The organism is Streptomyces sp. NPDC091387, assembly GCF_044756945.1.
In the GTDB taxonomy this organism is placed as follows: domain Bacteria; phylum Actinomycetota; class Actinomycetes; order Streptomycetales; family Streptomycetaceae; genus Streptomyces.
Genome location: NZ_JBIVTZ010000010.1, coordinates 196,812 through 215,602, shown reverse-complemented (window position 1 = coordinate 215,602; position 18,791 = coordinate 196,812). Strand labels below are relative to the sequence as shown.

The window sequence follows — 18,791 nt, the reverse complement described above, 5'->3', positions numbered from 1 at the left end:
AGGGGCGGTCCCGGGAACCCCGGTCCGCCCCTCACCTGCGTTGTTGCGTTACTTCCTGCTGTAGTTCGGTGCCTCGACCGTCATCTGGATGTCGTGCGGGTGGCTCTCCTTGAGACCCGCAGAGGTGATCCGCACGAAGCGGCCCTTGCTCTCCATCTCGTCGACCGACGCCGCGCCCACGTAGCCCATCGTCTGGCGGAGGCCGCCGACGAGCTGGTGCAGCACGTTGCCCAGCGGGCCGCGGTAGGGCACCTGGCCCTCGATGCCCTCGGGGACGAGCTTGTCGTCGGAGGACACCTCGGCCTGGAAGTAGCGGTCCTTCGAGTACGAGCGGCCCTGACCGCGGGACTGCATCGCGCCCAGCGAGCCCATGCCGCGGTACGACTTGAACTGCTTGCCGTTGATGAAGAGCAGCTCGCCCGGGGACTCCTCGCAGCCCGCGAGCAGCGAGCCGAGCATCACCGCGTCCGCGCCGGCGACCAGGGCCTTGCCGATGTCGCCGGAGTACTGCAGGCCGCCGTCCCCGATGACCGGGACGCCCGCCGCACGGGCCGCCAGGGCGGCCTCGTAGATCGCGGTGACCTGCGGGACGCCGATGCCGGCGACCACCCGGGTCGTACAGATGGAGCCGGGTCCGACGCCCACCTTGACGCCGTCCACGCCGGCGTCGATCAGGGCCTGGGCGCCGTCGCGGGTCGCGACGTTGCCGCCGATGACGTCCACGTTCACGGCCGACTTGATCTTCGCCATCCAGTTGAGGGCGTTGCTGTTGTGGCCGTGCGAGGTGTCGACGATCAGGAAGTCCACCCCGGCCCCGGCCAGTGCCTGGGCGCGGTCCAGCGCCTCCGGGCTGGCGCCGACGGCCGCGCCGACGAGCAGGCGGCCCTCGGCGTCCTTGGCCGCGTTCGGGTACTGCTCGGCCTTCTTGAAGTCCTTGACCGTGATGAGGCCCTTGAGGATGCCCGACTCGTCGACCAGCGGAAGCTTCTCGATCTTGTGACGGCGCAGCAGCTCCATGGCGTCCACGCCGGAGATGCCGACCCGGCCGGTGACCAGCGGCATCGGCGTCATGACTTCGCGCACCTGGCGCGAGCGGTCCGACTCGAAGGCCATGTCGCGGTTGGTGACGATGCCGAGCAGCTTGCCCGCCGGGTCGGTGACCGGGACGCCGCTGATGCGGAACTTGGCGCACAGCGCGTCGGCCTCGCCGAGCGTGGCGTCCGGGCCGACCGTGATCGGGTCGGTGACCATGCCGGACTCGGACCGCTTCACCAGGTCCACCTGGTTGACCTGGTCCTCGATCGAGAGATTGCGGTGCAGTACGCCGACGCCGCCCTGACGGGCCATGGCGATCGCCATACGGGCCTCGGTCACCTTGTCCATGGCGGCGGAGAGCAGCGGGATGTTCACCCGGACGTTCCGCGAGATGAGCGACGAGGTGTCGACCGCGTTGGGCAGCACGTCAGATGCGCCCGGCAGCAGCAGCACGTCGTCGTATGTCAGCCCGAGCGTCGCGAATTTCTCGGGCACTCCGTCGACGTTTGCAGTCATGACACCTTCCCCAAATGGCCTTGATCGGTGCGGATGTCCATGCTAACGGGCTCCGTGGGCGTCTCATTCCACGAGCAAGATCACCTGGAGGTTCTGTAGCTTCGTACGGGACCGCGGCGATCCCCGGCTCACTGCTCGGCGAGCGCCCGCAGCCGGCTCAGCGCACGGTGCTGGGCGACCCGGACCGCGCCCGGGGACATGCCCAGCAGCTGTCCGGTCTCCTCCGCGGTCAGCCCGACCGCGACGCGCAGAACCAGCAGCTCACGCTGGTTCTCCGGAAGGTTGGCCAGGAGTCTCTTGGCCCAGGCGGCATCACTGCTGAGCAGCGCGCGCTCCTCGGGCCCGAGTGAATCGTCCGGCCGCTCCGGCATCTCGTCGGAGGGCACCGCGGTCGATCCCGGGTGCCGCATCGCGGCCCGCTGGAGATCGGCCACCTTGTGGCCGGCGATGGCGAAGACGAAGGCTTCGAAGGGCCTGCCGGTGTCCTTGTACCGCGGCAGCGCCATCAGTACCGCGACACAGACCTCCTGCGCCAGGTCCTCCACGAAGTGGCGGGCATCACCGGGCAGCCGGTTCAGCCGGGACCTGCAGTAGCGCAGCGCGAGGGGGTGGACATGGGCCAGCAGATCGTGGGTGGCCTGCGCGTCGCCCTCGACGGCGCGGTGCACCAGGGCACCGATCACCGTCGTTCCGTCGTCGCGCATCGGACCATGGTGCCCCGGTGCCGCGTCATCCGCGGCACCGCGTCCGTAGTTGTGCACCGAAGCGTTATGAGCGGGTGCGCCGGAAGTCATGTCCTGCGCCCTCCCCTTCCGCTCGACCGAATCGTTCCCGAGGAACTCCACATCTCAAGGATGCGTCATCCGCCGGGAAGCGTCACATACCGGGAAGGGCCCACCGGGAATTCGACGGCACCGTGGGCGTGCGCCCCGGGCGCCGCACGGTGGGCGGGGCCTCGAAACAGACCCTGGGTGCACCCTGGCCCGGACCGCCCCGCCCGCCGCGAGGCAGACGGGACTTCGACTCCGCGGACACGACCGCGGACACGGCCTAGCGGACGAGGCCCCACCGGAAGCCGAGCGCGACGGCGTGCGCCCGGTCGGAGGCGCCGAGCTTCTTGAACAGACGCCTGGCGTGCGTCTTCACCGTGTCCTCGGAGAGGAACAGCTCACGGCCGATCTCCGCGTTGGAGCGGCCATGGCTCATCCCTTCGAGCACCTGGATCTCACGCGCCGTGAGCGTGGGCGCCGCACCCATCTCGGCCGACCGCAGCCGGCGCGGGGCCAACCGCCACGTCGGATCGGCCAGCGCCTGGGTGACGGTCGCCCGGAGCTCCGCCCGGGAGGCGTCCTTGTGCAGATACCCGCGGGCCCCGGCGGCGACCGCGAGCGCGACGCCGTCCAGGTCCTCGGCGACGGTCAGCATGATGATCCGCGCCCCGGGGTCGGCGGAGAGCAGCCGACGGACGGTCTCCACACCCCCCAGACCGGGCATGCGTACGTCCATCAGAATCAGATCCGAACGGTCGGCACCCCAGCGGCGGAGGACTTCCTCGCCGTTGGCCGCCGTCGTCACACGCTCGACGCCGGGCACGGTCGCGACCGCGCGACGGAGCGCCTCTCGGGCAAGCGGGGAGTCGTCGCAGACGAGGACGGATGTCATGACCGCCCTCCGAAGCTGATGCGCGTCACCTTGAGCCTCCAGGCTGTTACAAGTCGTCACCTGTGCGGTTGACGCTCTCGGACATCTGCCCGATCGCTTTCTCTGTCAACCGCCTCCGCACTCTCAACGATGGTCACTCGAAAGAGTTACGGGTCGGACAACCGAGTTCGGCACTCTACGTGAGGGGGCGGACACGGAGCAGGGCGCCACGGATCGTCCAGCCGTCAACTGAACCTTCACGGGGGCTTGTGCCCCATTTAGCGGGTTTTCTTCCCTTTTGCTGGTGTCTGAGACTAGATTCGCAATCAGTCATATTTACATCTACTAACACCGTGGATGTACCGTCATGAACACGGACAAAGAATGACGAGCGCGACGTTTCCGACTCAGTACGGTTTCGAGGGGACAAACAATGGCAGATTTCTCCCGCCTTCCCGGACCCAACGCCGATCTGTGGGACTGGCAGCTGCTGGCAGCCTGCCGCGGCGTCGACAGCTCACTGTTCTTCCACCCCGAGGGGGAACGGGGCGCCGCCCGGAGCGCCCGCGAGAACTCCGCGAAAGAGGTCTGCATGCGCTGCCCCGTACGCGCCGAGTGCGCGGCCCACGCGCTGGCGGTACGGGAGCCCTACGGAGTGTGGGGCGGCCTGACCGAGGACGAGCGCGAGGAGCTCATGGGGCGGGCCCGCAACCGGCTGATCGCGGCGACGGCGCCCTCCGGCCCCGCGTCACCCCCTGGACACGGCTGACCCCCGCCGCGCGGCAGAAACGTTTCTGCGCACACGACGCACGCCCCGCGGACGCCGATCACGCCCGCGGACCATTCCCGCGCACCCCGCACCCCGTACCGCGCCCCGCTCAGCGGGCGGCCGCCAGCGACAGCTGGTCCAGCGTGGCCGCCACCGCCGGGACCTGCGCCAGATCGGGCAGGGTCAGCGCGACGATCTCGCGCTCGATGGCCGGCTCCACCGTGACGGTCCGGGCGCCCCGGGGGCGCACCGACTCGATCGCCAGCGCCGGCAGCACGGCCACTCCCAGGCCGGCGCCGACCAGGCCGATCACCGCCGGGTAGTCGTCGGTGGCGAAGTCGATCCGGGGGGTGAAACCGGACTCCTCGCAGACCTCCACCAGCTGCCGGCGGCAGCGCGGGCAGCCGGCGATCCACGGTTCACCGGCGAGTTCGGCGATGTCCACCTCCGGCCGGTCCGCCAGGTGGTGCCCTTCGGGCAACAGGCCGATCAGGCGGTCGGTGAGCAGCGGGCGCACCACCAGGTCATCCCATTCGGCGCCCTGCGTGCCGTACCGGAAGGCCAGGGCGATGTCGCAGTCGCCGTCGCGCAGCATCTCCACCGAGTGGGGCGGTTCGGCCTCGACCAGGGAGACCCGGGTGCCGGGGTGCGCGGCGCGCAGCGCCGCGAGGGCGCCCGGGACGAGGGTGGAACTGCCGCTCGGGAAGGACACCAGCCGGACCCGGCCGGCCCGCAGACCGGCGATCGCGGCGACCTCCTCCTCGGCGGCGGTGAGCCCGGCGAGGATGCCGGAGGCGTGCCGCACGAGTGCCTCGCCCGCCTGCGTCAGCCGCATCTCGCGTCCGGTCCGGATGAGCAGCGTGGTGCCGGCGGAGGACTCCAGGGCCTTCATCTGCTGGCTGACCGCGGGCTGTGTGCAGCCCAGTTCGCGGGCGGCGGCGGAGAAGGAGCCGGTGGTGGACACGGCTCGCAGGACGCGGAGATGACGGGCTTCGATCACCCTTCGAATATAAGGGACTCTTGGGGAAGATGCGAATTATTCGTGTACCACTTTGAGTCAGTGGTCGTTAGCGTGCGGGGATGAACGCGATGAGAGTGCTGACGGTGAACGCGGGCCGCCCTGTGCCGGTGCCGTACACCGATTCCCCCGGCGGCGTGACCGGGATCGACAAGCACCCGGTCGAGGGTCCTGTGCAGGTCAGCGACCCCGGTCCGGAGGGCTCCGGCGGCAGCGGTCTGGCCGGGGACGCGGTCTGCGACCTGCGTTTTCACGGCGGTTCGAACCAGGCGGTGTACGCCTTCGCCCGCGAGGAACTGGACCGGTGGGAGACGGAGCTGGGGCGCCCGCTGCCCAATGGCGGCTTCGGCGAGAACCTGACCACGGGCGGGGTGGACGTCAGGGGCGCGCTGATCGGAGAGCGCTGGCGGGTCGGTTCCGATCTGGTCCTGGAGATCACGTCGGGCCGTATCCCGTGCCGTACGTTCGCGGGCCACCTCGACGAGAAGCGGTGGGTCAAGCGGTACACGCGGGCCGCTTGCCCCGGCGCGTACCTGCGGGTGATCACGCCGGGAGCGATCCGGGCCGGTGACCCGGTGGAGATCGTGCACCGGCCGGACCACGACGTCACGGTGGAGCTCCAGTTCCGGGCCGTGACGACCCGGAAGGAGCTGCTGCCGCTCCTGCTCGCGGCCGGTGACGCGCTGCACCCGGAGCCGCTGAGGAGGGCGCGGGAGTACGTGGCGCGGCAGGGGTGAGCGGTGAGCGCCGGGCGGGTCGGCAGGGGGCTCGCGCGGGGCACTAACGTGCCGCGTATGACGACTGCACTGATTACGGGCGCGACCGCGGGCATCGGCGCCGCCTTCGCGCGGCGGCTCGCGGCCGAGGGGCACAACCTGGTCCTGGTGGCCCGCGACACCGAGCGGCTGCGGGAGCAGGCCACCGAGTTGCACGACCGGCACGGCATCGAGGCCGAGGTGCTGCCCGCGGACCTGTCCACGGACGACGGGATCGCCGCGGTCGAGGCGCGGCTGGGCGACCGCCTGCAGTCCGTCGATCTCCTGGTCAACAACGCCGGGTTCGGCAACAAGGGGCGTTATCTGGACGTCCCGATGGCCGATGAGCTGGCCATGCTGAAGGTGCACTGCGAGGCGGTTCTGCGGCTGACCTCCGCGGCCGCGGCCGGGATGAAGGAGCGCGGCAGGGGCGGCGTCGTGAACGTGGCCTCGGTGGCGGCGTTCGTGCCGCGCGGCACGTACGGGGCGTCCAAGGCGTGGGTCGTGCAGTTCACCCAGGGCGCGGCCAAGGACCTGGCGGGGTCGGGCGTGCGGATGATGGCGCTCTGCCCCGGCTTCGTCCGTACGGAGTTCCACCAGCGGGCCGGGATGGGCACCGGCAACATCCCGGGCTGGATGTGGCTCGACGCCGACAAGCTGGTGTCCGCGGCCCTGGCGGATCTGGCGCGCGGCAAGTCGGTCTCGGTCCCCGACCCCCGGTACAAGGCGCTGATGGGGCTGGTCAAGGTGACGCCGCGCGGCCTGCTCGGAGGGGTCACCTCCAAGACAGGCCGCAAGTACGGACCTCAGTGAGCGGTCGGTTACCGCACGCCGCGGCCCGCGTAGGCGCCGATGTTGGGGGCGCCGGGCTTCAGCCTGTTGCCGAAGTAGTCCTTGCCGCCGTTGTTCTCGACGACGGCTCCGGCGGCGAGGGCGGGCGAGCCCGCGCCGAGCCGGAAGTCGGTCCGGAGCTTCGGGTCGGCGGTGATGCCGCCGGGGTCGGGGCGGGTCGTCTCGATGCCGTAGAAGGCGTTGTGATCGAAGGAGAGCCCGAGGGTCGGGTTCTTGAAGGCGTAGCCGCCGGTGCCCTCGCTGACGAAGACGTTGTTGCGGATGGACAGTTCGTGCTGGGTGGTGGCGGGGCTGCCCGCGTCGTCCTGGACGAGGTATCCGGGGATCTGGTCCTTGTTGCGGAAGGTGTTGTTGTAGATCTCGGTGCCGAGGATCGGGCCCCAGCAGTTCTGGATGAGGCGGGCCCCGTCGTCGCGGCTGACGTTGTACCGGGCGATCGTTCCGATGGTCTTCGCGCCGTCGTACGGGCAGATCAGCAGGAAGCCGCCCTTGTTGTCGTGGCTGTAGTTGTACTGGAAGACGGTGTTCCGCGAGGCGCCGTCGGCGTCGAAGGACATGCCGTCATGGGTGTTGCCGCCGCCCGAGACCTCGTTGTACTCGACGGTGGTGTCGTCGGTGTTGAACGTCCAGATGCCCGCGTTGGCGGAGGGCGAGCGGAGCTGGAAGCCGTCGACCCGGTTGTGGTCGACCCGGGCGCCGCTGGTGGTGTCGAGCTTCATGCCGTCACCGGCCAGCGACTTCAGCGTGTTGTGGTGGATGCGGACTCCGGTGCTGGGGGTCCACTCGCCCGGGTAGACGTCCGGGTCCTGCTGCCCGCCGACCAGATCGCGCCTGGAGAAGGTCGACTTGAAGTAGATGCCCTCGCGGTCGACGTCCTCGATGCGGTTGTTCCCGATGTCCAGGCCGTCGTACCGACTGGCCTTCGCGGTGCCCTCGACCGCGAGGTGGATCGCGCTGGAGCCGGACACGGTCTTGTGGTCGCCGCCGCGCACGTCGTGGATGTACAGGCCGGAGATGTCGAAGCCGCGGGCCACCCCGTAGTCGGTGAGGAGGAGGCGGACGCCGTTGCGCTCGCTGCCGGGGTTGTCGGCGTTGGTGATCTCCAGGGCCCTGAGGTGCACGTACTGGGTGTTGGCGAGCAGGACGGTGTCGTGGGCGCCCGCACCGTCGAGCCTGGCGCGGTCCGGCCCTTCGCCGTAGTCCGCGATGGTGAACGGTGCGCGCGGGGAGCCGCTGCCCGTGGGGGCGAGGGTGCCGGTGCAGGTGGCGCCGCGCTTGAAGAGCAGCCGGTCGCCGGGGCCGTAGGGGTGCGCGTTGGCCTCGGCGAGGGTGGTCCAGGGGTGCTGTCCGCTGCCGGTCGCGCCCTGGGGGGACGCGGCGCAGTCGACGTGGAAGGTGCGGCCGGCGGGTGCCGCCTGCGCGGCGCTCGGTCCTGCGAGGGTCAGACCGGCGGCGGCGGTCAGTGCCGCGAGCGCCGCGGCGGTGACGCGATGTCTCACAATTCCTCCGTACGAACAGTCAGGGACGGGGCGGGCCGTGAACGGCCCGATCGGCATCGCCGGAATCCTGGACTCGGATTGATCGAACGTCAATGGATTACGTTTGAATGATCGAAACTCCCATCGTTCGATCACATTGGTCTAGGGTCGGACACCGGCTCCGGCACTGGCTCCGGCCGGGCCACACACTGCGAGGGGACTGCCGCCGTGCGCGAGAGTGCTGCTGAACGTCATGACCGCCTGCTCGGACTGGTACGGGACCGGGGCTCCGCCCGGGTGTCGGACCTGGCCTCGCAGCTGGGGGTCTCACCCGTCACGGTGCGCCGGGACGTCGAGGAACTGGCCGGCCGCGGCCTGCTCGACCGGGTCCACGGCTCGGTGTCCTGGCCGCGGGACGCCGGACCCGCGGCGGGGCCGGGCGGCGCGGGCGGCGGCCTGGTCCTCGGGATGCTCGCGCCCTCCGCGACGTACTACTTCGCCGAGGTGATCCGCGGCGCCCACGAGGCCGCCGCGCGGGCGGGCGCCAGGCTGATCCTGCGGATCTCCGACTACCGGCCGCAGGAGGACCACGCCCGCACCCAGGGGCTGCTCTCCGCGGGCGCCGAAGGGCTGCTGGTCGCGCCGGGCTGGCAGCATCCGGGCGACCCCTCCGCGTTCGGCGACTGGATCAGCTCGCTGCCCGTGCCGACCGTGCTGCTGGAGCGCAGGCCCACCGCCGGCTCCCCGCTGGACGGCCTGGACCGGGTCTGCTCCGACCATGCGCACGGGGTGCTGCTGGCCGTGCGCCACCTGGTGCGCCTCGGGCACGGGGCGCCGCTGCTGATGGCCCGCGCGGACTCCCCGACCGCCCTCGCGGTGCGCTCCGGGTACGCGGAGGCACTGGCCACGCTCGGGCTGCGCGTGCCCCAGGACGTGATCGAGTCCGTACCCGCCGAGCAGGCCCCGGAGGCGTTCGAGGAGGCCGTGCAGGCGCTCCGCGAGGCCGTCGGCTCCGGGGTGGCGACGGCCGCACTGATCCACAACGACGTGGACGCCATCCAGGTGGTGCAGCGCCTGGCCGAGCTGGGCGTGCGCGTGCCGCAGGACCTGGCGCTGATCGCGTACGACGACGAGGTGGCGGCGCTCGCGGACACCCCGCTCACCGCCGTGGCACCGCCCAAGCGCGAGGTGGGCCGCCACGCGACGGAACTCCTGGTGGAACGGCTCGGCCAGGAGGCCGGCGCGCCCCGCCGGCACCTGACGCTGCTTCCGCAGCTCCGGGTCAGGGACTCCTGTGGAGCGCCGCTCCCGTAGAGGCCCCGGAGGCGCTTCCGCAGGCACTCCCGATGCGCTCGGGAGGGCGTCGGGAGGGCGTCGGGAGGGCTGCCTCCGCATGCTTTCGTACCGTTTCCGCGCACAACACGTTTGATCTTTTTTCGATCAATCGCTCTTTCGCTCTTGACTTCGGTCACGGCTGGTCCAAGGATCACGGCCAACGCCAATGTCGCCGCCTGTTCAGGAGCCTCGCTGTGAGCCGCAGTTCGAGCAGAACGTCCCTCGCCGTAGTCGGCGCCGCCACCGCCCTCGCCGTTCTCACGGCCTGCGGCGGCAGCGGTGACGACACGTCCGCCGCCGGAAGCGACGGCAAACCCGTCAGCATCACCTTCTGGGGCTGGACCAAGGGGTCCAAGGAGGTCGTTGACGCGTTCAACGCCTCGCACAAGAACATCAAGGTGGTCTACGAGGAGATCCCGTCCGGCAACGCCGGCGGCTACGCCAAGATCTCCAACGCCGTGAAGGCGGGCAACGCCCCCGACCTGGTCTCCATTGAATACCCGCAGCTCCCGGAGTACGTCAGTCAGGGCGCGCTCCAGGACATCGGCCAGTACTTCACCGAGGACATCAGGAAGAAGCTGCTGCCCCAGGCGGTGGAGCTGACGACGCTCGGCGGCAAGAACTGGGCCGTCCCCTTCGACGCCTCGCCGCAGTCCTTCTACTACCGCAAGGACCTGTTCAAGAAGTACGGCGTCGAGGTCCCCAAGACCTGGGACGACTTCCGCAAGGCCGCAGAGAAGGTCAAGAAGGCCGACAAGAAGGCCCGCATAGGCACGTTCTTCCCCGATGACCCGACCACGTTCCAGGCGATGGCCTGGCAGGCCGGCGCCCAGTGGTACAAACCGGAGGGCGACACCTGGAAGGTCAACACGACCGACGCGGCCACCGACAGGGTCGCCGACTACTGGCAGGGGCTGCTCGACGACGACCTGATCCGCGCCAACGCCTCGTTCAGCCCCGAGTGGACCAACTCCCTCAAGAACGGCGGCACCGTCGGCTACGTCGGCGCGGCCTGGGGCGCGGGCGTCCTCAAGGGGACGCTGCCCGAGCAGAGCGGCAAGTGGGCCGTCGCCCCGATGCCCAGCTGGGACGGGAAGCCGGCCAGCGGGATGCTCGGCGGCTCCACCTTCGCGGTGACGAAGACCAGCAAGAAGGCCGGGGCGGCGGTCGAGTTCGCCACCTGGATGTCGACCACGGAGGACGGCATCAAGGCCCGTATCGAGTCCGGCACGTCGAGCGCCTTCCCGGCCGCCGCGTCCCTGCGCCCGGTCGCGAAGAAGGCGTTCGACGCCGACTTCTACGGCGGCGAGGACATCTACCGGGTGTTCGACGAGGCCGCGACGTCCATCGGCCCGGACTGGAGCTGGGGCCCGACGACCGGCACCACGAACACCACGATGAAGGACGAGTTCGGCAAGGTCGCCAGCGGCGGCACCACCGTCGAGGACGCGGTGAAGGCCGGACACGACGCCACGATCGCCGAGCTGAAGAAGCGCGGTCTGAAGGTCGAGGACGCAGGCTGATGAGGCACGCCCGGACAACCAGAGCCGCCGCCATCCTGCTGGGGCCCTTCTTCGTACTGTTCACCTTGGCCATGGTGCTGCCGATCGGATACGCGGTCTGGCTCAGCCTGTTCACCGAGAAGCAGTCCGGCCTGGGCTTCGGCGGCACCGAGACCGTCTTCAGCGGGCTCGACAACTACACGGCGGCCCTGGGTGACCGGGCGTTCCGCGAGGGCTTCGGCGTACTCCTCGGATACTGCCTGTTCTACATTCCGCTGCTGCTCGTCGGAGCCCTCGGCCTCGCCCTGCTGCTGGACTCCACGCTGGCCCGCGCCCGGCGGTTCTTCCAGCTCGCGCTGTTCCTGCCGCACGCCGTGCCCGGCATCATCGCCGCGCTGATCTGGGTGTACCTCTACACACCGCAGCTCAGCCCGGTGGTCAGCGCCATGGAATCCGGCGGGATCGGCTTCGACTTCTTCTCGCCCGACGGGGCGCTGCCCTCCATCGTCAACATCGCGCTGTGGGAGTGGCTCGGCTACAACATGGTGATCTTCTACGCCGCGTTGCAGGCCATCGACCGCTCCGTGCTCGAAGCGGCCACTGTCGACGGCGCGGGCGCCTGGCGCGTCGCGATCGCCATCAAGGTCCCGCTGATCCGCGCCTCGGTCGTGATGGTCGCGCTGTTCACCGTCATCGGCTCGCTCCAGCTCTTCACCGAACCACTGATCCTCAACAAGGGGACGGGCTCCGCCGTCTCCTCCACCTGGACGCCGAACATGTACGCGTACACCGCGGCCTTCGAACGCAACGACTACGGCCTCGCCGCGGCCGCCTCCATCCTGCTGGCGCTCACCGCCGCGCTGCTGTCCTTCGTCGTCACCCGCTTCACCGGCCGGAAGGGCAAGAAAGCATGAGTTCCCCCGCCTCCCGCGGCCGCTGGATGTCGAAGACCGCGGTCAACGGTTTCCTGCTGCTCGCCGTCGTCTACATGCTCTTCCCGCTCGTCTGGCTGGTCACCGCCGCCACCAAGGACACCGGTGGGCTGCTCGCCGGCAACGCGTTCTCCTTCGACGGGTTCAACCTCGGCGAGAACCTGTCGAACCTGGCCTCCTACGGCGACGGCATCTACTTCCGCTGGTACCTCAACAGCCTCGGCTACGCGGGCGGTGGCGCGCTCGTCTGCTCACTGATCTGCGTCGCCGCGGGGTACGCCTTCGACAAGTACGCGTTCCGCGGCAAGGACCAGCTGTTCGGCCTGGTGCTGATGGGCGTGCTGGTCCCCACCACCGCGCTGGCCCTGCCGATGTACCTGCTGGCGTCCGAGGTCGGTCTGGTGAACACCTACTGGTCGGTGCTGATCCCGGTGCTGGTCAACCCGTTCGGCGTGTATCTCGCCCGGGTGTTCTGCGCGGGGTACATACCCAACGAGGCCCTGGAGGCGGCCCGTATCGACGGGGCGGGCGAGCTGCGCACCTTCTGGTCCGTCGGTCTGCCCATGGTCATGCCGGGCTTCGTGACCGTCTTCCTCTTCCAGTTCACCGCGATCTGGAACAACTTCTTCCTCCCCCTCGTGATGCTCTCGGACCGCGAGCTGTTCCCGCTCAGCCTCGGGCTGTACTCGTGGAACACCAACACCCACGGCGAGCCGAGCTTCTACCCCCTCGTCGTCACCGGGTCCCTCCTCGCCGTCATCCCCCTGATCGTCGCCTTCGTCTCCCTGCAGCGGCACTGGAAGGCGGGACTGACCGCCGGAAGCGTCAAGTGACCGTCCACGCGAGCCCCGAGGAGTACGAGTTCCACCATGCCGCACGCCACTGACAACCGGCCCAGGGCCCTGCTCGCGATGGGCCCCGGCATCGCCGGGCGCCTCCTCGCCGAACGCCACCACACCCGGCTGGCCGCCCTCACCCGTACGGACACCCGTCTCGTCGCCCACGACCTGGCCGAGCCCACGCCCGAGGTGGCCGCCGCGCTCGCCGAGGCCGAGGTGCTGTTCACCTGCTGGGGCGCGACGCCGCTCACCGCACCGGTGCTGGCCGCCGCGCCCCGGCTGCGCGCGGTGGTGCACGCGGCCGGTTCGGTCAAGCACCACATCACCGACGCCTGCTGGGAACGCGGCATCGCCGTCACCTCCGCGGCCGGGGCCAACGCCCTGCCGGTCGCCGAGTTCACCCTCGCGGCGATCCTCTTCGCGGGCAAGCGCGTCCTGCACTCCGCGGACCGCTACCGCGCCCTGCGCGCCGACCACGACTGGCTCGCGGAGCTGGACGGCTCCGGCAACTACCGCCGTACGGTCGGCATCGTCGGGGCCTCCCGCATCGGCCGCCGGGTGATCGAGCTGCTGCGCCCCTTCGACCTGGACGTCCTGCTGTACGACCCGTACGTCGGCGCGGAACGGGCCGCGGCGCTGGGTGCCCGTCTCAGCACGCTCGACGAGCTGTGCGCGAGCAGTTCCGTGGTCTCGGTGCACGCCCCGGAGCTTCCGGAGACGCGCCATCTCATCGGTGCCGCCCAGCTGGCGGCGATGCCGGCGGGCGCGACGCTGATCAACACCGCGCGGGGCTCGCTGGTCGACGAGGACGCGCTGCTTCCCGAACTGACGAGCGGCCGGCTGCACGCGGTGCTGGATGTGACGCACCCCGATCCGCCCCGTGCGTCCTCGCCGTTCTACGACCTGCCGAACGTGCTGCTGACTCCGCATGTCGCGGGCTCGCTCGGCAATGAGCTGCACCGGATGGCGGACCAGGCGCTGGACGAGCTGGAACGGTTCGCGACCGGCCGCCCGTTCGCGGACCCGGTCCACGGCGACGCGCTGTCCCGCTCGGCGTGACCCGGGCCCCGGAGGGGCTTGAATGGCAAGGCCGGACACGCGAAAGGCCCGGTACCCCTCTCGGGGTACCGGGCCTCACCGCTGGCGCGGAGAGCTAACGCTAGTGCGAGTGGCCGTGGCCGTGACCGGCGTCGGACTCTTCCTCGGCCGGCTTCTCGACGACCAGGGTCTCGGTCGTGAGCAGCAGCGACGCGATGGACGCGGCGTTCTCCAGCGCGGAGCGGGTGACCTTGACCGGGTCGATGACGCCGGCCTTCACCAGGTCGCCGTACTCGCCGGTCGCGGCGTTGAAGCCCTGACCCTTGTCGAGCTCGGAGACCTTCGAGGTGATGACGTAGCCCTCGAGGCCCGCGTTCTCCGCGATCCAGCGGAGCGGCTCGACGGCGGCGCGGCGCACGACCGCGACACCGGTGGCCTCGTCGCCGGTCTTGCCGAGGTTGCCCTCAAGGACCTTGACGGCGTGGACCAGAGCGGAGCCACCACCGGAGACGATGCCCTCCTCGACCGCGGCGCGGGTCGCGGAGATGGCGTCCTCCAGACGGTGCTTCTTCTCCTTGAGCTCCACCTCGGTGGCCGCACCGACGCGGATCACGCAGACACCGCCGGCCAGCTTCGCCAGGCGCTCCTGGAGCTTCTCGCGGTCCCAGTCGGAGTCCGTGGCCTCGATCTCGGCCTTGATCTGGTTGACCCGGCCCTTGACCTCGTCGGACTTGCCGCCGCCGTCGACGATGGTGGTGTCGTCCTTGGAGACGGTGACGCGACGGGCGGTGCCCAGCACGTCGAGACCGGCGCCGTCGAGCTTGAGGCCGACCTCCTCGGCGATGACGGTCGCACCGGTGAGGGTGGCGATGTCGCCGAGCATGGCCTTGCGGCGGTCACCAAAGCCCGGGGCCTTCACCGCGACGGCGTTGAAGGTGCCACGGATCTTGTTGACGACCAGGGTCGACAGGGCCTCGCCCTCGACATCCTCGGCGATGATCAGCAGCGGCTTGGAGGCACCGGCCTGGATGACCTTCTCCAGGAGCGGCAGCAGCTCCTGGATGGAGCCGATCTTGCCCTGGTGGATCAGGATGTACGGGTCGTCGAGGACGGCCTCCATACGCTCCTGGTCGGTCACCATGTACGGGGACAGGTAGCCCTTGTCGAAGGCCATGCCCTCGGTGAACTCGAGGTCCAGACCGAAGGTGTTGGACTCCTCGACGGTGATGACACCGTCCTTGCCGACCTTGTCCATCGCGTCCGCGATGAGGTCGCCGACCTGGCTGTCCTGCGCGGAGAGCGCGGCCACGGCGGCGATGTCGGACTTGTCGTCGATCGGACGGGCGGTCGCGAGGAGCTCCTCGGACACGGCCTTGACCGCGGCGTCGATGCCCTTCTTCAGGGCGGCCGGGGACGCACCCGCGGCCACGTTGCGCAGGCCCTCGCGGACGAGCGCCTGAGCGAGCACGGTGGCGGTGGTCGTACCGTCACCCGCCACGTCGTTGGTCTTGGTCGCCACCTCCTTCACCAGCTGGGCACCGAGGTTCTCGTACGGGTCGTCCAGCTCGACCTCGCGCGCGATGGTGACACCGTCGTTGGTGATGGTGGGCGCACCGAACTTCTTGTCGATGACGACGTTGCGGCCCTTGGGGCCGATCGTCACCTTCACCGTGTCGGCAAGCTTGTTGACGCCGCGCTCGAGGGCGCGACGGGCGTCCTCGTCGAACTTCAGGATCTTCGCCATGGAGCTGAACTGTCCTCTCAAAACAAGAACTGCGCCCCTCGCCGCCCGGCTAGTTATTTCGCAGGGGGCCAGGGGCGCAGAACAGAAGCAAACGTGGGTGAATTACTTCTCGATGATCGCGAGCACGTCGCGGGCCGAGAGAACGAGGTACTCCTCGCCGTTGTACTTCACCTCGGTGCCGCCGTACTTGCTGTACAGCACGACATCGCCGGTCTTGACGTCGAGCGGAAGGCGCTCGCCGTTCTCGAAGCGGCCCGGTCCAACGGCCAGGACGACGCCCTCCTGGGGCTTCTCCTTGGCAGTGTCCGGAATAACCAGGCCGGAGGCCGTGGTCTGCTCGGCGTCGAGCGGCTGGACCACAATGCGGTCCTCGAGCGGCTTGATCGCAACCTTGGAGCTGGTCGACACGATCCGGTCTCCCCCTTCGGAGATCTCACGGGGTTAACAGTCTTTGGTGGGCGACCAGGTGGGCCCGTCGTCGCGGGTGCCGGACCTGCCGGTCGCACAGTACTGCTGGCACTCTCCAGTGGGGAGTGCCAGCACTGAGACTATGACCGCGATTAGCACTCGGTCAAGCGGAGTGCCAATTCACGCCCCTCGTGGCGTCCAAGTCGTTCGGCGTCACGGCCCGGACCCGGCTCGAACCGGCCCTGCCACAGGGAGAACGCCCGGCCCCTCCCGACCGTTCCGGACCCCTGCGGCCGGCCGCAGGCGACGACGACCACCGAACCCGGCGCCCCGTGGTCACCGCGCGCCGCCGCCGGCCGCACCGCAGCCGGACTCGGCGGCCGGTTCACCCGCTGCGCGGCCTTGCGGCCCAGCCGTTCGATCGGGTCCACCGACTGCGCGCAGCCGGAGGTGGCGGTCAGGAGCGCACCGGCGGCCAGTAGTCCGGCCAGCAGCCGGTGCGCCCTTCTCATACGTAGTCCTCCAGCCGGGCCACGGCGTATCCCTTGTCCGTGATGACCTTCATGACGGCCCGGACCAGGTCGGGCATGGAGCCCTTCCAGTCCTTCTTGCCGCGGAAGTGCGTGAGGATGATGTCTCCGGGGTGCAGGTCCTGGTCCTCCTCCCGCCACTCCATGTGGTCGGGGAAGGCCTCCGCCGACCACAGGGGCACGGCGGTGATGCCGCAGGACTTGGCGATCCGGAGGGTGTCGCCGTTGTAGTTGCCGTACGGCGGCCGGAAGAGCCGGGGGCGCTCGCCGTACTGCTTCTCGATGATGTCCTGCTGGTCGCAGATCTCCTGCTTCTGCTCGCCGTAGGAGAGGCCGGGCAGGTAGCGGTGGTTGAGCGTGTGGTTGTTGAGGGCGACACCGCGGGACTGCGCGTCCTTGAAGTACCCGTAGTCGTCGCTCACCAGGTAGTCGCTGAGGAACGCGCTGTACGGGATGTTCAGGTCCGACATCATCTTCAGCAGTTCGGGGTCCTTGTCGTCCCCGTCGTCCATCGTCAGGAAGACGATCTTCTTGTCGGTCGGGACCGTGGTGAAGACCGGCGGCAGCGAGTCGTCACCGCCCTCGACCTCGAAGCCCTCGCGGGTCGTGATGTGCGGCTTCACGGCGGGCGGGACTGGGGCGGCCAGCGGTGTGCTCGCCAGGCCCCACTTCTTGGCGGCGACCGCGCGGGCCGCCTGGGCGAGGCGCGCCTTCTCGGCCTGCGCGGCGCGGGTGCCCGCCGCCCCCGCGTTCCCGGCCGGACCGCCCGGCTGGCCGGCGAGGGCCTCGGCTCCCTGCCCGGGCCCGGGCCCGGTCACGGTGGCGGTGTGGCTGTCGGTCCCGGCCGCGCAGCCGGAGCCGACCGCGGCGACCAGGAGCGCGGCCAGGACCGCGTAACCGGGCCGGCGCCGCAGGTATCCCCGACCGCGCCCCGTCCCGCTCCGCACCGGCCGGCCCCGCACCGGCTCCGCCCGCATCCGCGCCTGCTCCGCCCCCGCCTGTCCCGGTCCGCGCCTCTTCATGGTGGATTCTTCCTTTTGTCGTACAAGCTGCATGGCGCCGCATACTGCCAGCACGTGATCGGGCTCCCGGGCCGACACCGCCACCGGGCCCGCACGGTCCCCCGGCTGGCTCACAATGGGGCAGGTGAACGCTCTCGCCCCGACCGGCCCGCCCGACGCCCCCGACCCCCTCGCCGGCTTCCTGGCTCTGCGCACCCCGGAGGGCGCCGGGCTGCTGGCCGAGCTGCGGTCGTACGACCCCGCCACGGAACTCGCCACCGCCACCCGGCTGCGCCGCACCCACCCGGCCGGCCTCGTCTCCGCGGCGCTCGGGCAGGCCCGGCTGCGGCAGCGGGCGGTCGCCAAGTTCGGCGCGCAGGACGCGCACCGGATGTTCTTCACGCCGAACGGGGTGGAGCAGGCGACCCGCACCTCGGTGGCGGCCCACCGCGCCGGACGGTTCGCGGGCACCGGGGTGCGCAGCGTCGCCGACCTGTGCTGCGGCATCGGCGGTGACGCCATCGCCCTCGCCCGCGCCGGGATCTCCGTCCTCGCCGTGGACCGCGACCCGCTGACCGCCGAGGTGGCCAGGGCCAACGCCGCCGCGCTCGGCCTGGACGCGCTGATCGAGGTGCGGTGCGCCGATGTCACGGAGATCGACACCTCGCCCTACGACGCGGTGTTCGTCGACCCGGCCCGCCGGGGCGGCCGCGGCCGGATCTTCGACCCGGAGGCCTACTCCCCGCCCCTCTCCTGGGCGACCGCCGCCGCGCTGAAGGCCCCCAGGGCGGCGCTGAAGATCGCCCCGGGAGTCCCGCACGAGGCGATCGGCCCGCAGGCGGAGGCCGAGTGGATCTCGGACGGCGGCGACGTGAAGGAGGCGGTGCTCTGGTTCGGCGAGGGCTTCGAGGCCGGTGCGTACCGCGCCACGCTGCTCCCGTCCGGAGCCACCCTGTCGGCCCCGGCCGTGCTGCCCGCCCCGCCGGTCGGACCGGTCGGCCGCTATCTGTACGAGCCGGACGGCGCGGTGATCCGGGCCCATCTGATCGCCGACATCGTGAGCCGGTGCGGCGGCCGGCTGATCGACGAGATGATCGCGTACGTCACGAGCGACGAGCTGTACGACTCCCCGTACACCGCCGGGTACGAGATCACCGATCAGCTCCCGTTCAACATGAAGCGGCTGAAGGCGCTGCTGCGGGAGCGGATGGTCGGCGTCCTGACGGTCAAGAAGCGCGGCTCACCGGTCGAACCGGAGGAGCTGCGAAGGAAGATGAAGCTCCAGGGCCCGAACCGGGCCACCGTCTTCCTGACCCGCGTCGCGGACGCTCCGACGATGCTGATCGGCCACCCCGTGACCGGCCCGGAGGCCGGCCGGGGCTGAGGACGGGAGCCGAG

The 18,791-nt window shown here is 70.4% G+C and carries 18 protein-coding genes; 9 read left to right on the top strand and 9 right to left on the bottom strand.

Annotated features, from left to right (window positions below; translation table 11 throughout):
• Nucleotides 1–48: 48 nt before the first annotated feature.
• From guaB to ACIQM0_RS22150, 3 genes are all read right to left on the bottom strand, one after another.
• A complete protein-coding gene (gene guaB / locus ACIQM0_RS22160) occupies nucleotides 49–1,551 on the bottom strand; it encodes an IMP dehydrogenase (RefSeq protein WP_385352548.1) in 1,503 nt (500 codons plus the stop codon).
• Nucleotides 1,552–1,679: 128 nt separating this feature from the next.
• Nucleotides 1,680–2,255, bottom strand: a complete 576-nt coding sequence (locus tag ACIQM0_RS22155; RefSeq protein ID WP_073732620.1) for a sigma-70 family RNA polymerase sigma factor — start codon at nucleotides 2,253–2,255, stop codon at nucleotides 1,680–1,682.
• A gap of 346 nt (nucleotides 2,256–2,601) precedes the next feature.
• Nucleotides 2,602–3,213: a response regulator transcription factor gene (locus ACIQM0_RS22150; RefSeq protein ID WP_003948568.1), complete on the bottom strand. Its 612-nt coding sequence runs from the start codon at nucleotides 3,211–3,213 to the stop codon at nucleotides 2,602–2,604.
• A gap of 412 nt (nucleotides 3,214–3,625) precedes the next feature.
• On the opposite strand from ACIQM0_RS22150, the gene ACIQM0_RS22145 reads away from it, so the two are divergent.
• Nucleotides 3,626–3,961 carry a WhiB family transcriptional regulator gene (locus ACIQM0_RS22145; protein WP_362954185.1) on the top strand — a complete coding sequence of 112 codons (336 nt, stop codon included), beginning with the start codon at nucleotides 3,626–3,628 and terminating at the stop codon, nucleotides 3,959–3,961.
• Nucleotides 3,962–4,070: 109 nt separating this feature from the next.
• Here the strand turns inward: ACIQM0_RS22145 and ACIQM0_RS22140 are convergent, their stop codons facing one another.
• Nucleotides 4,071–4,961 carry a LysR family transcriptional regulator gene (locus tag ACIQM0_RS22140; RefSeq protein ID WP_401289183.1) on the bottom strand — a complete coding sequence of 297 codons (891 nt, stop codon included), beginning with the start codon at nucleotides 4,959–4,961 and terminating at the stop codon, nucleotides 4,071–4,073.
• Nucleotides 4,962–5,050: 89 nt separating this feature from the next.
• On the opposite strand from ACIQM0_RS22140, the gene ACIQM0_RS22135 reads away from it, so the two are divergent.
• Together ACIQM0_RS22135 and ACIQM0_RS22130 are read left to right on the top strand one after the other, a co-directional pair.
• The gene (locus ACIQM0_RS22135; RefSeq protein ID WP_401289463.1) at nucleotides 5,051–5,716 is read left to right on the top strand and encodes an MOSC domain-containing protein; all 666 of its coding nucleotides are present in this window, start codon (nucleotides 5,051–5,053) and stop codon (nucleotides 5,714–5,716) included.
• Nucleotides 5,717–5,773: 57 nt separating this feature from the next.
• Nucleotides 5,774–6,547: an SDR family NAD(P)-dependent oxidoreductase gene (locus ACIQM0_RS22130; RefSeq protein ID WP_401289180.1), complete on the top strand. Its 774-nt coding sequence runs from the start codon at nucleotides 5,774–5,776 to the stop codon at nucleotides 6,545–6,547.
• Nucleotides 6,548–6,555: 8 nt separating this feature from the next.
• On the opposite strand, the gene ACIQM0_RS22125 is transcribed toward ACIQM0_RS22130, so the two are convergent.
• Nucleotides 6,556–8,085, bottom strand: coding sequence for a right-handed parallel beta-helix repeat-containing protein (locus tag ACIQM0_RS22125; RefSeq protein WP_401289177.1), 1,530 nt, complete (start codon nucleotides 8,083–8,085; stop codon nucleotides 6,556–6,558).
• Between the two features lie 207 nt (nucleotides 8,086–8,292).
• Between ACIQM0_RS22125 and ACIQM0_RS22120 the strand changes: the two genes are divergently transcribed.
• The 5 genes from ACIQM0_RS22120 to ACIQM0_RS22100 all read left to right on the top strand — a co-directional run bounded on the left by ACIQM0_RS22120 (nucleotide 8,293) and on the right by ACIQM0_RS22100 (nucleotide 13,731).
• Nucleotides 8,293–9,378, top strand: coding sequence for a substrate-binding domain-containing protein (locus tag ACIQM0_RS22120; protein ID WP_363022104.1), 1,086 nt, complete (start codon nucleotides 8,293–8,295; stop codon nucleotides 9,376–9,378).
• Between the two features lie 215 nt (nucleotides 9,379–9,593).
• Complete coding sequence (locus ACIQM0_RS22115) at nucleotides 9,594–10,922, top strand: ABC transporter substrate-binding protein (RefSeq protein WP_401289174.1); 1,329 nt, start codon at nucleotides 9,594–9,596, stop codon at nucleotides 10,920–10,922.
• Complete coding sequence (locus tag ACIQM0_RS22110) at nucleotides 10,922–11,815, top strand: carbohydrate ABC transporter permease (RefSeq protein ID WP_401289172.1); 894 nt, start codon at nucleotides 10,922–10,924, stop codon at nucleotides 11,813–11,815. The genes ACIQM0_RS22115 and ACIQM0_RS22110 overlap by 1 nt, the downstream gene beginning before the upstream one ends.
• Nucleotides 11,812–12,666 (top strand): carbohydrate ABC transporter permease, encoded by an 855-nt coding sequence (locus ACIQM0_RS22105; RefSeq protein ID WP_401289169.1) that lies wholly within the window; start codon nucleotides 11,812–11,814, stop codon nucleotides 12,664–12,666. The genes ACIQM0_RS22110 and ACIQM0_RS22105 overlap by 4 nt, the downstream gene beginning before the upstream one ends.
• A 36-nt stretch (nucleotides 12,667–12,702) precedes the next feature.
• Nucleotides 12,703–13,731 carry a hydroxyacid dehydrogenase gene (locus ACIQM0_RS22100; RefSeq protein WP_401289167.1) on the top strand — a complete coding sequence of 343 codons (1,029 nt, stop codon included), beginning with the start codon at nucleotides 12,703–12,705 and terminating at the stop codon, nucleotides 13,729–13,731.
• A 100-nt stretch (nucleotides 13,732–13,831) separates the two neighbouring features.
• Here the strand turns inward: ACIQM0_RS22100 and groL are convergent, their stop codons facing one another.
• The 4 genes from groL to ACIQM0_RS22080 all read right to left on the bottom strand — a co-directional run bounded on the left by groL (nucleotide 13,832) and on the right by ACIQM0_RS22080 (nucleotide 17,369).
• A complete protein-coding gene (gene groL / locus ACIQM0_RS22095; protein ID WP_401289165.1) occupies nucleotides 13,832–15,454 on the bottom strand; it encodes a chaperonin GroEL in 1,623 nt (540 codons plus the stop codon).
• 102 nt (nucleotides 15,455–15,556) lie between these two features.
• Complete coding sequence (groES, locus tag ACIQM0_RS22090; RefSeq protein ID WP_328904430.1) at nucleotides 15,557–15,865, bottom strand: co-chaperone GroES; 309 nt, start codon at nucleotides 15,863–15,865, stop codon at nucleotides 15,557–15,559.
• Between the two features lie 149 nt (nucleotides 15,866–16,014).
• The gene (locus ACIQM0_RS22085; RefSeq protein ID WP_401289163.1) at nucleotides 16,015–16,374 is read right to left on the bottom strand and encodes a hypothetical protein; all 360 of its coding nucleotides are present in this window, start codon (nucleotides 16,372–16,374) and stop codon (nucleotides 16,015–16,017) included.
• On the bottom strand, nucleotides 16,371–17,369 hold the full coding sequence (locus ACIQM0_RS22080) for a polysaccharide deacetylase family protein (protein WP_401289460.1): 999 nt from the start codon (nucleotides 17,367–17,369) through the stop codon (nucleotides 16,371–16,373). Before ACIQM0_RS22080 ends, ACIQM0_RS22085 begins: the two co-directional genes overlap by 4 nt.
• Before the next feature lie 160 nt (nucleotides 17,370–17,529).
• Between ACIQM0_RS22080 and ACIQM0_RS22075 the strand changes: the two genes are divergently transcribed.
• Nucleotides 17,530–18,777, top strand: coding sequence for a methyltransferase domain-containing protein (locus tag ACIQM0_RS22075; protein WP_401289160.1), 1,248 nt, complete (start codon nucleotides 17,530–17,532; stop codon nucleotides 18,775–18,777).
• Nucleotides 18,778–18,791: the final 14 nt, after the last annotated feature.